This window comes from Candidatus Poribacteria bacterium, from assembly GCA_009839745.1.
GTDB lineage: Bacteria > Poribacteria > WGA-4E > WGA-4E > WGA-3G > WGA-3G.
This window is the reverse complement of the sequence record VXPE01000048.1, coordinates 15,419-29,429: the sequence shown is the minus strand read 5'-3', so window position 1 is coordinate 29,429 and position 14,011 is coordinate 15,419. Positions and strand designations below refer to the sequence as shown.

7 protein-coding genes are annotated in these 14,011 nt (G+C 51.1%); 5 read left to right on the top strand and 2 right to left on the bottom strand.

What is annotated here, in order from left to right; translation table 11 throughout:
* Positions 1-299 precede the first annotated feature (299 nt).
* From F4X88_08175 to F4X88_08155, 5 genes are all read left to right on the top strand, one after another.
* On the top strand, positions 300-1,271 hold the full coding sequence (locus F4X88_08175) for a hypothetical protein (protein MYA56256.1): 972 nt from the start codon (positions 300-302) through the stop codon (positions 1,269-1,271).
* Between the two features lie 158 nt (positions 1,272-1,429).
* The gene (locus tag F4X88_08170; GenBank protein ID MYA56255.1) at positions 1,430-2,158 is read left to right on the top strand and encodes a Uma2 family endonuclease; all 729 of its coding nucleotides are present in this window, start codon (positions 1,430-1,432) and stop codon (positions 2,156-2,158) included.
* Between the two features lie 10 nt (positions 2,159-2,168).
* The gene (locus F4X88_08165; protein ID MYA56254.1) at positions 2,169-6,338 is read left to right on the top strand and encodes a T9SS type A sorting domain-containing protein; all 4,170 of its coding nucleotides are present in this window, start codon (positions 2,169-2,171) and stop codon (positions 6,336-6,338) included.
* 150 nt (positions 6,339-6,488) lie between these two features.
* Positions 6,489-8,624: a T9SS type A sorting domain-containing protein gene (locus F4X88_08160; protein MYA56253.1), complete on the top strand. Its 2,136-nt coding sequence runs from the start codon at positions 6,489-6,491 to the stop codon at positions 8,622-8,624.
* A gap of 37 nt (positions 8,625-8,661) precedes the next feature.
* Positions 8,662-12,576 (top strand): T9SS type A sorting domain-containing protein, encoded by a 3,915-nt coding sequence (locus tag F4X88_08155; GenBank protein ID MYA56252.1) that lies wholly within the window; start codon positions 8,662-8,664, stop codon positions 12,574-12,576.
* A 29-nt stretch (positions 12,577-12,605) separates the two neighbouring features.
* Here F4X88_08155 and F4X88_08150 read toward each other — a convergent pair whose 3' ends face one another.
* Together F4X88_08150 and F4X88_08145 are read right to left on the bottom strand one after the other, a co-directional pair.
* The gene (locus F4X88_08150; protein ID MYA56251.1) at positions 12,606-12,962 is read right to left on the bottom strand and encodes a hypothetical protein; all 357 of its coding nucleotides are present in this window, start codon (positions 12,960-12,962) and stop codon (positions 12,606-12,608) included.
* A gap of 7 nt (positions 12,963-12,969) precedes the next feature.
* On the bottom strand, positions 12,970-13,875 hold the full coding sequence (locus F4X88_08145) for a TIM barrel protein (protein MYA56250.1): 906 nt from the start codon (positions 13,873-13,875) through the stop codon (positions 12,970-12,972).
* Positions 13,876-14,011: the final 136 nt, after the last annotated feature.

Below are 14,011 nucleotides of genomic sequence, written 5' to 3'. Positions count from 1 at the left end.
TATAAAGGATATCCCATGGATTTACAACTCATTACTAACTGGCAACTTGGGTTATCTTACACTCGGATTTCGTTAACTCGGCGTTCCCAGAAGCCGGTCCAAAGATCGTGGGACCCTGGTTATGGGCAATCGTGCCCGGGGCAGGCGTTTCTAACGCAGACCTGCTGGAAAAAGTCAGTAAAGGCGCAGCCACAGAGGTGAAAGTCGCCACTTTTGGGACAACCGAGGATAAACCTATCGGCGGCGGCAAATGGAAGGCACACAGGCTTTCCCCCATAGGTGGCGATAATCTTAACCAAATGACGGATGCCCTCGGTTGGGGATCAGGCTCCGAGATATATGATCACGTGGTTTACGGTTCCGTCACGTTGAATTCTCCACGGAAACAGGAGACGACGATGCTCGTCGGCAGCGATGATGGCGTTAAAGTCTGGCTCAACGGTGAAGTCGTCCACTACAACCCCACGGCTCGGGGTGCCGGTGATTACCAAGATGCGTTCCCTGTCACGTTAAAGCAAGGCACAAACGTCCTGTTAGTTGCCGTTGACAATCGCGGACATGGCGGATTCAGCGGTTTCTTCGGGTTCGCGAAAGATACCGACTACACCGTGAACCCGATCGGAAAGAAATTTACTGTAAAAGTCCCCGCTTATGATGTGAATAGAGATGGGATGACAGACATCCTGGATCTCATCATAGTCGGACAGGACTTCGGAAAAGCGAGGGCCGCCAATGCCCGAACCGACGTAAACCGCGATGGGAAACGGAACATCGCAGACCTCGTCCTCGTCGCGCAACACCTCGGCGAACTCAGCGGTGTTTCGGCTGCTCCTTCTTCCCTTGCTATGAGCAATCTGAAATTAGACCCCGCGCGAATACGGACCTGGATAGCACAAGCACAACTTGAAAACGACGGCTCGCTCGCCTTCCAGCAGGGCATTGCCAATCTCCGGCAGCTTTTAACAGCATTGACCCCCGAAAGCACCGTATTGCTTGCGAACTATCCGAATCCATTCAATCCAGAGACATGGATACCTTACCATTTGTCCGAAGCTGCAGAAGTCATGGTGCGTATCTACGCCGTGAATGGAACCTTAATTCGGACGTTAGATTTAGGACATCAGTTAGCAGGACTTTATCACGAACGGAATCGTGCGGCGTATTGGGATGGGAAAAACGCAGTGGGTGAGTCGGTTGCGAGTGGTTTCTATTTTTATACGTTCACGGCTGGTGATTTTACGGCTACTCGGAAGATGCTCATCGTGAAATAGGCGCGTAGGGGCGAGGAATGTAATACATTGTCCCGCAAGTCCACACGTTGTCCTCGGATGCCACACGCGCATCCGTTCTGGTGCTATGGATTTCGTCTATTTAAAGACGAAATCCCCTCGCCCGTTCTTTAACCCACAATCTATAAGGAGATAGCACGATGCAACCCAAAATAGGATCTGCCCCGACACTGGTCTATCCCGAATCAGACGGAGAACCGATGGCAGAAACGCCGAAACATCAACAGGTGATGATAGATTGCATGGATACCCTCCGAAGCCACTTCCGTGAGATTCCGAATGTGTTTATCGCTGGAAACATGTTCCTGTATTACGAAGAGGGGGATCCGCGGAAGAACATCTCCCCGGACGTGTTCATGGTTCATGGGGTCGCTCAAAAAGAGCTCCGAACCTATAAAACCTGGGAACAGCCGCCGACCCTTGATTTTGTGTTAGAGGTGGCGAGTCCGAGCACCTTTGAAAACGACCTTACGATAAAAAAGGAGATTTACGCCACAATTCTTCATGTGAAGGAGTATTACATCTATGATCCCTATCACGAGAGTGATCCGTTTTTGATCGGCTTTCGGCTTGTGGGTGAAGCGTATCAAGAAATACCCTTTGTGGATGAACGTCTCTCTTCTGGAGTGTTGGGTTTGGAGCTCGGTGAGTATGAGGGACTGCTGCGGTTGTATAACCCTGCTACCTCAGTGTGGTTACGCCCGTCTCAAGAACGCGTGGATGCGGCGGAGACTCGCGCAACACAAGCGGAGACTCGCGCAACACAAGCGGAGACTCGCGCAACACAAGAAGCCCGCGCACGTCAACAGTTAGAAGCTGAACTTGCTAAAGCCCGCGAAGCACTTAAACATCTACAAACTGTCGAATAAGGAGAAAAGAGTGAACCCTATTAGAGACTTCTGCCGCATTCTCTTAACATTCATCACAGTAGGCATCACATTAGCATTTGGGACAGCGGATGCCCAACAGAACGTTGCCCAAGAGGCGTATCTCATTCTTGAACAGAAATGCCTCTCGTGCCATGGTCCGAATGGTCCCTATACCGAACAACTCGTCATTGAATCCGCAGCACAATTGGTTGAGAGCGGTGCTGTCGTTCCAGGGGTACCGATTCAATCTGAACTCTTTAAACGTCTCTTGGATGGAGATGAGGCAAAACGGATGCCACTCGGACAACCACCCCTCTCCGCCGCCGCGATTCAGAAGATCGGTGCCTGGATTCAAGCCGGTGCGCCGAGTTGGGACGTCGTCCACGATGTGAACTTCATTAGCACGGATAAGATGCTCACGACGATTCAGAACCATCTCCAAACGCTATCTACTTTTGACCGTCCCTCTGCCCGTTATTTTACGACGACACATCTGTATAATGCTGGAGAGGGCCCCGAGGTGCTCCGGGCTGCTGCGATTGCGCTTTCAAAACTCGTGAATAGTTTGTCGTGGGGGTTTACCGTCGTCAAGCCGGTACCGATCGATGCCCAAGGGACGATCTTCTACATCGACTTGCGGGATTACGAGTGGGATACCCGGGATGCTTGGACGCAGATTGAGACGGCGTATCCGTATGTGATTGAGTTTGATGCGACGACGCGTCCGGTGCTGCATAGGAAGCTGACCGCACTCCGTGAAGCGATGGTCTGTGAGGTGCCGTTCGTGCATGTGGACTGGTTTCTTGCGACTGCGTCCCTACCCCCCTTATATCATGACATTCTCGCGTTGCCTGAAACCGAGTCGGCGTTGGAACGCGAGTTGGGTATAGATGTCGCTGGGAACCTTCGACGGGCTCCGGGGTTGCGTGTGATGCGTGCGGGGACGAATGATTCGGGGGTTTCCGCACACAATCGCGTTGTGGAGCGGCACTCCTTCCGAAATGGTGCGTATTGGAAGAGCCACGACTTTGCGAGCAGTGTCGGTCAGAAGAACATCTTACAGAACCCGTTGTCTTTTGACAGAGATGGGGGTGAGGTTATCTTCAATCTTCCGAATGGTCTTCAGGCGTATTATGTCTCGGACGCAACCGGGAATCGTATAGATGTTGCCCCAACAGACATCGTATCGAACCCCGCGGCGAGCGATCCTGCGGTTCGCAACGGTTTGTCGTGTATCGGTTGCCATACGGAGGGGATGAAGACGTTTGAGGATGTGGTGCGAGGGACGTATGCGAAGTTGCCTGCGAGTGCGACGAAGGATCAGGTCTTGCGTCTGTATGTAGAAAAAGCGGAGATGGATCGGTTCATAGACCAGGATACGGCGCGCTACAGGGAAGCGTTAGAGGCGACGGGGGGTATATTTGGGGGTATTGAACCCGTGCATCGTTTTCATGAGAAGTTTCAGTTGGCGTTGGATGCATCTGATGCGGCAGCGTCTTTAGGGCTCCAGGAATCTGTGTTCGTGAAAGCGATTGGTGAGAACTCGGGCTTACAGGCACTCGGTTTAGCGGGTTTACTGAGTGGCGGGAATGTGAAACGGGATGCGTGGACAGAGAGTTTTGATGAGATCGTTTCGTGTCTGTATGGTGAGGATTGTCCGGTGCCGGAGCCGGAGTCGAGCCTAACCTCGACACCGGTTGTTGAGCGTCAGCGGATTGTTCGGGATCCGAGTAACCTTGTTCCGGATGTGAATCTACGTGCGGCGATTGCGGAGACCTTGGGAAAACCCTCTGGTGCTTTGCTGAAAACGGAGGACATCGCGAGATTGACGGAGTTGGTTGCCGATGAGAGAGGGATAACAGACTTGACGGGACTTGAGTATGCTGTAAAATTGGAACGGATAGAGTTGCGCCACAATGCGATATCCGATCTCTCCCCGTTGGCGGGCTTGAGGCATCTGAATAACATTAAACTGCGTGGCAACAGAATCACGGATATTTCACCGCTCAAGGATTTAATTAGCGTCGATTGGCTCGGCCTTGAGGAGAACCAGATCACAGATTTATCACCGTTGGCGGGGTTAAAAAGGTTGAACGGGATCGGAATTGCGGGAAATCCTATTTCTGATGTGTCGCCTCTTGCTGGATTACTGAGTTTGGAAGGCGTAAGTGCTTGGAATACGACTATCTCAGACTTCTCTCCCTTAGCGAAGCTCCCCAGACTCCGATGGATAGAATTCAGTGGCAACGCCTCTATATCGAAACTGCCATCGCTGAAGGGGTTGAAAACACTCAGACGCTTGGAAATTAACCATACCGGTATCTGGGATATCTCTGGACTCTCAGAGCTCACACAATTGCAAGAATTGACGCTTCACGATAACTTGATAAAAGATGTATCGCCCTTGGCAAATTTAAAAAATTTAACTTATCTAAATCTGAGTAACAATGTTATCGTGAATGTATCACCTCTTGCTGGATTAAACAAATTGAAACATTTAAACCTCAGTAACAACGCGATATCCGACTTTTCGCCTTTGGAAGGGTTAACAGAGAAGATATATATCAGGTCGACGAATAACCCGGATACTCACCTACAAGGCGGACCAAAAATAACAGGGCCTTGGTTGTGGCTGCTGATGCCGGGAGCACAATTTGAGAGTTTCCGAAATAGGGACTTGCTTGCACGGGCAAGTGGTGGTGATGTAACGGAGCGGGAGATTGCTACCAATGGCGCAGCAGCCGGGGAATCCGTTGGGGATAGCGTCTGGACATCCCATAAAGTCTCCCCAGATGGGGATAACATCAACCACCTATTGAAAGGTCTCGGTGTATCAAAAGACAGGAACCTTCAGTATGTGATTTACGGTTCTCTAATCCTGAATTCACCGCGTGAGCAGAACACCAAAATGTTTGCTGGCAGCGATGATGATCACAAAGTTTGGCTCAATGGAGAATTAGTTAAGGAGAAACTCGGTGAGGGGCATGCACATGATTATGAGCATTCTTTCCCGGTTACGCTTAAACAGGGAAAAAATGTGTTGTTAGTTGCTGTTCATGATTGGATCGGCGGGTGGGCTGGCCATTTTGGGTTCGCGCCCAATACCGAGTATACCGTGTTACCCCCCGGCCCCAGATTCTCTTTCTCTACACAGGCGACACAGGTCGAGAAAGGGGATACCTTCACGCTCCGCCTCAACGCAGAGGATATGACCGATTTAGCGGGATGGCAGGGGGATATTGTCTTCGACCCAGCGGTCCTGAAAGCAAATGCCGTAACCGAGGGCAATTTCCTGAAACAGAAGAACGGACGCACCTTTTTCCGGAAAGGCACGATTCACAATAAGCAGGGCAAAATTGCCGGCATCAGTGCCGCGCGAACCTCCCAAGGCGGCGCGAGTGGCGACGGCACACTCCTCTCCGTCCGGTTCACGGCACACGCAGACGGACAGACACGCATACTGTTCCGCAACTTCCGAGCAGGTTCTAATACGGGCAAATCAATCCCTGCTACACCTATTGAGATGACCGTTATCGTCGGCGGACAGGAAACGACAACACCCGCCTGGGATGTCAATGAAGATGGCATCACGAATGCGGTAGATGTCGCTTTGGTCAATGTCGCTCTCGGACAAACTAACCCCGCCAATCCACGGGTTGATGTGAACGGAGACGGCATCGTCGATGGGAAAGACCTCGCTATTGTCGCTGCACACCTCGGTGAGAGAAACGCACCCGCTGCGCCTTTGAGCGTTGCAATACCGACTGGTAGCACCCCGGAAATGGTTGTGCAGGCACTTGATGTGCTGCGTGCAGCCGATGATGGATCGATCGCCTTTCAACGCGGGATCACAAACCTTGAGCGACTTTTAGCACTGTTCATTCCACAGGAGACGGCTTTACTTCACAACTATCCGAATCCATTCAATCCGGAGACGTGGATCCCATATCAACTCTCGGAACCCGCGCACGTCACGATCCATATCTATGCTGCGAGCGGTGTCTTGGTTCGGACGTTAGCAGTGGGGTATCAACCCGCGGGTATCTACCAGTATCGGAACCGTGCAGCGTATTGGGACGGAAAAAATCAGGTAGGTGAGTCGGTCGCGAGCGGTGTCTATTTCTACACCCTCACCGCAGGTGATTTCACTGCTACGCGGAAAATGTTGATAAGGAAATAGAACGATGCAGGAAAACATAGCTGCTGCCCCGACACTCGTCTATCCCGAATCAGACGGTAAACCGATGGCAGAAACGCCGAAACATCAGCAAGTTAGGTTTAGAGTGCTGTTCCTTTTGTTTGGGCAGGAAGGGTGAGGAGATACACCTATATGCAGTCAGTCAAAATACAACATATTTTTATTTACACACCTATGCTCTGCCTGATGGCGTTCTTGATGTTTCCATTGACAGCACCCGCGCAGAACGTCACTATACCGGATGCCAACCTTCGCGCTGCAATTGCGGAAACACTCGGTAAGGAACCGAATTCGCAGATTACCAGAGCAGACATGAGGCGGTTGACGCGCCTTGACGCGCATAACAGCGACATCACGGATTTAACAGGTCTTGAATTTGCGACGAACCTCAACGAGATCCGCGCCAACGACAATTTGATAGAAGATTTATCACCCCTCGCAGAATTGACGCAACTGAATGTCATTGAGTTCAGACATAATGTGATAAGTGATTTATCGCCCCTCGCGGGATTAATCAATTTGAACTGGTTAATTGTCAACGATAATCTTATTTCGGATTTATCGACGCTTGCAGATTTAACCCACTTGCACGGCTTAGAAATTTCACACAACGCCATCTCCGATTTCTCTCCGTTAGCGGGGCTAACGAAACTCGAAAATATTTGGCTTAGTGAGAACCCGATCGCCGATTTGTCCGAGTTCATTGGACTCACGAGCCTAAGAAGGTTTCAATCGTGGGGCACACCCGTCTTCAACCTTTCTGCGTTGACAGAACTACCGAAACTGCAAGTCCTTGATATTTGTGGGGGTGACATATTCGATATCTCACCGTTAGGAGATTTGACGAACTTGAGCGAACTCTATCTGGTTGGCAACGAAATCACAGACATCTCACCCTTAGCAAACCTTACAGGATTGAAACGGCTGAGTCTCGAGCATAATCAGGTTCAGGATGTATCGCCCCTTGCAGCTTTGCATAATTTGACGTGGATAGAACTTTCGGAAAATGAGATATTGGACTTTTCGCCTTTAGATGCGCTGCCTAAAAGTGTTGCTATCGTCAAGAACAATAATCCCGGATTCAGGCGAGATCCAAAGAAAATAGACGGACCCTGGCTATGGATGATCGTGCCGACGGGGCGTTTACCGGGTTCAATCGCGGCGGCTTCCGGACGGGATTTCCTATCCGTGGCGAGTGGTCAGCAGACGACAGAAGCGCAGATAGCGACACAGGGCGCGACAGAAGGTGACCAAGTCGGCGATAAAGTCTGGACGGTTGGCAGGCTTTCAAGGAGCGGACCCAACAATATCAATGATATGGTGAATGCAACCGGCTTAGGAACAGACAATATAGATTTTCACGTCGCTTACGGGTCGATCGCCTTAAATGCCCCGAGTCAACAAAGCACGCGGCTGTTTATCGGCAGCGGAGATGCCGTGAAGGTGTGGCTCAACGGAACAATGGTTCATAACAAACCTGTTGATAGAGATTCAGATGGATACCAAGAGGATATCCCTGTGACGTTAAAACAGGGTGAAAACATCTTGCTCGTCGCCGTTTACGAAGGCGATGGCTGGTGGAGCGGGTTCTTTGGACTGGAGAGCACGGACTATACACCTTACTTACCAAACCCTATCGTGGTGCCAGTTGGGCAGCAGCGGGTCGCAGATGTGGATAGCGATGGTGTCGTGAGTATCCTGGATATGATTTTAGTGTCGCGGCATTTGGGCAGAATTAAAATTACCCAGCCGCAGATGGATATAAACAATGATGGGAAAATTAATATCTCAGACCTCATTCTCGTGGCACGCAGTATGGACACAGAAGCAGGTGCCGCACCTTCGGCACTCACGCCAGACATTTCAGCGAGGGTTCAGGCATGGATCGCACAGGCGGAAGCAGCAGATGACGGATCGCTCGTTTTCAGGCAGGGGATAGCAAACCTCAAACGCCTCTTAGCTGCACTGATTCCGGAGCGGACAGATTTGCTTGCCAACTATCCAAATCCGTTCAACCCGGAGACGTGGATACCCTATCAACTCGCAAAATCTGCCAAGGTCTCTGTGCGTATCTATGACGCTACAGGCGCGTTGGTGCGGACATTGGCGTTAGGTCATCAAACTGCAGGGATATATCAAGAAAAAAGCCGGGCGGCGTATTGGGATGGCAAGAATGAGTTAGGTGAATCTGTCGCGAGTGGTATCTATTTCTATATGCTCATCGCAGGCGATTTCACAGCCACGCGCAAAATGCTGATAAGGAAATAGTATCATATGATACAAACTATAAGTAAGGAGATTGACGATGAAACACATCAAATACTTCACCCTCGTTTTCTTAACATTCATCGCGCTCGGTGTGTTACCAACAGACGCACAGCAGAACGTCGCCCGAGAGGCGTATGCTATTCTTGAAGACAGTTGTCTGGGCTGCCACGGTCCGAATGGTCCCTTTACCGAACAACTCATCATTGAATCCGCAGCACAATTGGTCGAGAGTGGGGCTGTCGTCCCAGGGGTACCGATTCAATCTGAACTCTTTAAACGTCTCTTGGATGGAGATGAGGCAAAACGGATGCCACTCGGACAACCACCCCTCTCCGCCGCCGCGATTCAGAAGATCGGTGCCTGGATTCAAGCCGGTGCGCCGAGTTGGGACGTCGTCCACGATGTGAACTTCATTAGCACGGATAAGATGCTCACGACGATTCAGAACCATCTCCAAACGCTATCTACTTTTGACCGTCCCTCTGCCCGTTATTTTACGACGACACATCTGTATAATGCTGGAGAGGGCCCCGAGGTGCTCCGGGCTGCTGCGATTGCGCTTTCAAAACTCGTGAATAGTTTGTCGTGGGGGTTTACCGTCGTCAAGCCGGTACCGATCGATGCCCAAGGGACGATCTTCTACATCGACTTGCGGGATTACGAGTGGGATACCCGGGATGCTTGGACGCAGATTGAGACGGCGTATCCGTATGTGATTGAGTTTGATGCGACGACGCGTCCGGTGCTGCATAGGAAGCTGACCGCACTCCGTGAAGCGATGGTCTGTGAGGTGCCGTTCGTGCATGTGGACTGGTTTCTTGCGACTGCGTCCCTACCCCCCTTATATCATGACATTCTCGCGTTGCCTGAAACCGAGTCGGCGTTGGAACGCGAGTTGGGTATAGATGTCGCTGGGAACCTTCGACGGGCTCCGGGGTTGCGTGTGATGCGTGCGGGGACGAATGATTCGGGGGTTTCCGCACACAATCGCGTTGTGGAGCGGCACTCCTTCCGAAATGGTGCGTATTGGAAGAGCCACGACTTTGCGAGCAGTGTCGGTCAGAAGAACATCTTACAGAACCCGTTGTCTTTTGACAGAGATGGGGGTGAGGTTATCTTCAATCTTCCGAATGGTCTTCAGGCGTATTATGTCTCGGACGCAACCGGGAATCGTATAGATGTTGCCCCAACAGACATCGTATCGAACCCCGCGGCGAGCGATCCTGCGGTTCGCAACGGTTTGTCGTGTATCGGTTGCCATACGGAGGGGATGAAGACGTTTGAGGATGTGGTGCGAGGGACGTATGCGAAGTTGCCTGCGAGTGCGACGAAGGATCAGGTCTTGCGTCTGTATGTAGAAAAAGCGGAGATGGATCGGTTCATAGACCAGGATACGGCGCGCTACAGAGTTGCGTTAGAGGCGACGGGGGGTATATTTGGGGGTATTGAACCTGTGCATCGTTTTCATGAGAAGTTTCAAGAGCCGCTCAGTGCGTCGTATGCGGCGGCATCGATAGGTTTAGAGACGACTGCATTTGTGGCGTTGATCCGTGAAAATACGGGGCTACAGGGTTTGGGGCTCGCGGGGTTACTCATCAACGATGGAAACGTAAAACGGGATGCGTGGACGGCGAACTTTAGTGATATAGTCTTGTGTGTCTATAACAGTGACTGTCCGATGCCTGATCCGGTTTCGATCCCAACCCCCACATCGGTTGTTGAGCGTCAGCGGATTATTCGGGATCCGAGTAATCTTGTGCCGGATGCGAATCTGCGTGCGGTGATTGCGGAGGCATTGGGGAAACCCTCTGGGGCTTCTATTGAAACGGAGGATTTAGCACGATTGACGCGGCTTGATGCAGATGAGCAAGGGATAAGCGACTTGCGGGGACTTGAGTATGCCACACGACTCGAACGGATTGAATTGCGACGCAACGAGATTTCGGACCTCTCCCCGATCGCCGAGTTGACACGACTGAATAACATCAAACTGCGTGGGAATCAGATCACGGATGTGTCTCCGCTTGCGGGCTTAATCAATGTGGATTGGTTAGGGCTTGAAGAGAACCAAATCACAGATGTATCACCGCTCAAGGGCTTAATCAAATTGAATGGGATCGGGATTTCTGGGAACCCGATATCAGACGTGTCGCCGCTGGCGAGCCTCATCAGTCTTGAACAGATAGACGCGTGGCAGACCCCTGTTTCGGACTTCTCTGCTTTAGCGAAACTGCCAAGGCTCCGATGGATAGAACTCGGCAACGACAGAGCCATCTCAAAGATTCCTTCCCTGAAGGGATTAAAAGCACTCCGACGCCTGGAGATCCGAGGCTGCAACGTCTCCGACCTTTCCCCGCTCGCAGAATTGAGAACATTGCAATGGCTCAGTCTCGTCGATAACACGATCTCAGATGTATCGCCGTTGGCACAGTTAACGAGGTTGGAGCATCTGAACCTTGATGCCAATGTCATATCGGATGTGAAGCCACTTGCAGCACTAACAAGATTGGAAGTGCTTTACCTTGAAAATAACGCCATCTCCGACGTATCATCGCTTGCAGGGTTCAAAAACTTGGATCGACTCGACCTTCGGAACAATGCTATCTCTGACTTCTCGTCATTGGAAGGTTTACCCGATAAGACGTTCGTTCGGATGGAGGGCAATCCGGGTTTCCCGTCAGGGGGTCCGAAAATCACAGGTCCCTGGTTGTGGGCAATCGTTCCGGGAACCCGACTCGATGACCGCACAGATTTTCTATCTCGAGCGACTGGCGGCGCAGCGACGGAACTAAAAGTGGCTACCAACGGTGCAACGGAAGGGAAGGCTGTTGGAAAGCGTAAATGGGCATTGCATTCAATCTCGGCGACCCATTCGGATAACATCAACCGAATGACAGCGGCACTCGGTTGGGGCACAGGTGAGGAGATATACGATCATATCGTCTACGGATCAGTTATCTTGGAGGCTCCAAAAGAACAGCAGACGCAGATGCTCGTCGGCTCTGATGATGCCGTCAAAGTCTGGCTCAATGGTGAACTGGTGCATTCGGCATTCGTTGCGCGCGGGGCAGGCGATTATCAAGATTTCTTTCCAGTTACCTTGAAACAGGGGAAAAATGCGTTGTTAGTCGCCCTCGATAACCGCGGACACGGAGGGTTCAGCGGATTTTTTGGGTTTGCCCCCGACGCAAAATATACCGTGTTCCGTCCGAGTTTGAATTTTGTCTTTCAGACGGATACAACCCCGATAGCCATCGGGGATAACTTTACCGTTAACCTGAACGTCGAAAACGTTACCGATGTGGGAGGCTGGCAAGCCGACCTGACCTTCGATCCGAAGGTGCTAATAGCACGTAGTGTCACCGAAGGCGATTTCCTAAAGCAGGATGAAGGCGAAACTTTCTTCCAAAAAGGCGCTATCAAGAATCAGATCGGGAAGATCACGGGCATTAAGGCGGCACGACTCACACGCTCGCCTGTGAGAGGACACGGCACTCTCTTGTCTGTTACCTTTAAGGCACTCCGAAACGGGGAATCAAAATTGACGCTGCAAAACTTTCAGGTTGGCACGCGGGGAGGCGAGAAAACCCGTTCTATCCCACCCGAGATTACTATTGTTGTCGGTGATGGTGCCCCCGCTGCACCTTCGCTGCGTCCGGACGAGACAGCGTTACTGCACAATTATCCGAATCCGTTCAACCCGGAGACCTGGATCCCATATCAACTCTCGGAACCCGCGGATGTCACGATCCATATCTATGCAACAAGTGGTGTCTTGGTTCGGACGTTGCATCTTGGACATCAACCTGCGGGTATCTATCAGTATCGGAGCCGTGCGGCGTATTGGGATGGGAGAAATGAGGTAGGTGAGTCGATCGCGAGTGGTGTCTATTTCTACACCCTCACCGCAGGCGATTTCACTGCTACGCGAAAAATGTTGATAAGGAAATAGGGCTGGGCAACCCAGCCCCTACGTGCTAATCACGGATTGCTATAAAAGCCGAGGAAAGCGATGTCTCGTAAACCCCGGAAAAGTCGTCGCCGAACTTTAAAACGGCTCCGTGCCCAACTTTCGATATATCTCACCGCATCACGCGGCGCGAGTTGTGTAAAACCGCACGGTTTCCCGATGAAAAGCGGCGGACCCCATTGAAATAGGTGGAGTCCAAAACGGAGTTGTTTGCCCAACGCTTTTGGCAATTGCTGGACGAACGAATCAATCACGATCACTGGGACATCCAATGGCGTATCGCTTGGCACTCCCACCATATACGCACACACGGATTTCAGGATATCGTGTTCAACCTCAGTGAAAAAATAGGTGGCTTTTGGATTCATTAAAGTCTTAACCTACGGCAAAATTAAAACACAATTCTCGCGCTGCTATCACAGGTTCCGCTTCACACGGGCGAATTTCCAACACCTTCAAGACATCCGACGGGAGCTGCTCAAAAAGTTCGTCCCACTCCAAGTCCCCGGTCCCCGGAGGATGATACGCCTCAAGCCCTTTCAAATCATGCAGATTTACACCGACGAGGTGTTCAGCATAACGATCAATCCACGCATCTGCCCAGCACACGCCGAGTTTTTCCTGTAGCGCAGCATGCCCTATGTCGTGCCAATAACGCATTGGACTGCCGTAAAACTCTTCAAAAAACAGTCCAACCTCGTCAAAATTCGGAATTTGGTAATAGTGTGGACGATTCTCAATGGCGATGTAGAGTTCCATCTTCAAGGCACACTCGTTGAGTTCATCGAGACTCCGTAACACTGCGTCTTGATGTTTCGTTTCCTTACGTTTTCGCCACTCTGTGGCTTCGGTCACTTTCTGATCGAAGGCTTCAAACTCGCGCTCGCCATAGTTGTATAAGTCTCTCATCAAATAGGACCTGTCATAGGTGTCAACTCCGCCGAGATGAAGAACGACAATGGGTGCCTCCAATTCAACAGCGAGTTCCATTGTTTGGACAGTGCGGCGGACAGCCTCTGCTCGTTCGTCTGTATTGAGGCTGGAAAGTAAAATTTTATCCTGCTCCGCTTCTGCTTGCGATGTTCCGGGAAGGATCGGACAGAAGTTGTGAATCGAGCAGGGCGGAGTTTCGCGGAGATACGGCTTGAGCTGCTCTATCTGATCCGGTGTAAGATGCCTGCTGAGTTCGAGCGTTTCAAAGCCAAGGTTTTTGAGATCATCGAACAGTGCTGCACCGTCCTGTTGTTTCAGGGCGTTCCACATCGTTGAAATCGCTAACATTTTTTAATTATACCTTGTGGATAAGTGAAGCCGGTTTGGGCTTTGATGGTTTCCGTGTTTGAGTCGTCTGCGTGTTTTTGCTTGGGGTTTTTGCTTGGGCATTTCTACGTATTTCTGCGTGTTTTTGCGTATTGTT

Excerpts from the sequence above, each read along its gene's own strand:
- F4X88_08175 (MYA56256.1), top strand. The coding sequence starts at position 300 with ATGACGGATGCCCTCGGTTGGGGATCAGGCTCCGAGATATATGATCAC.
- F4X88_08170 (MYA56255.1), top strand. The coding sequence starts at position 1,430 with ATGCAACCCAAAATAGGATCTGCCCCGACACTGGTCTATCCCGAATCA.
- F4X88_08160 (MYA56253.1), top strand. The coding sequence starts at position 6,489 with ATGCAGTCAGTCAAAATACAACATATTTTTATTTACACACCTATGCTC.
- F4X88_08155 (MYA56252.1), top strand. The coding sequence starts at position 8,662 with ATGAAACACATCAAATACTTCACCCTCGTTTTCTTAACATTCATCGCG.
- F4X88_08150 (MYA56251.1), bottom strand. The coding sequence starts at position 12,962 with ATGAATCCAAAAGCCACCTATTTTTTCACTGAGGTTGAACACGATATC.
- F4X88_08145 (MYA56250.1), bottom strand. The coding sequence starts at position 13,875 with ATGTTAGCGATTTCAACGATGTGGAACGCCCTGAAACAACAGGACGGT.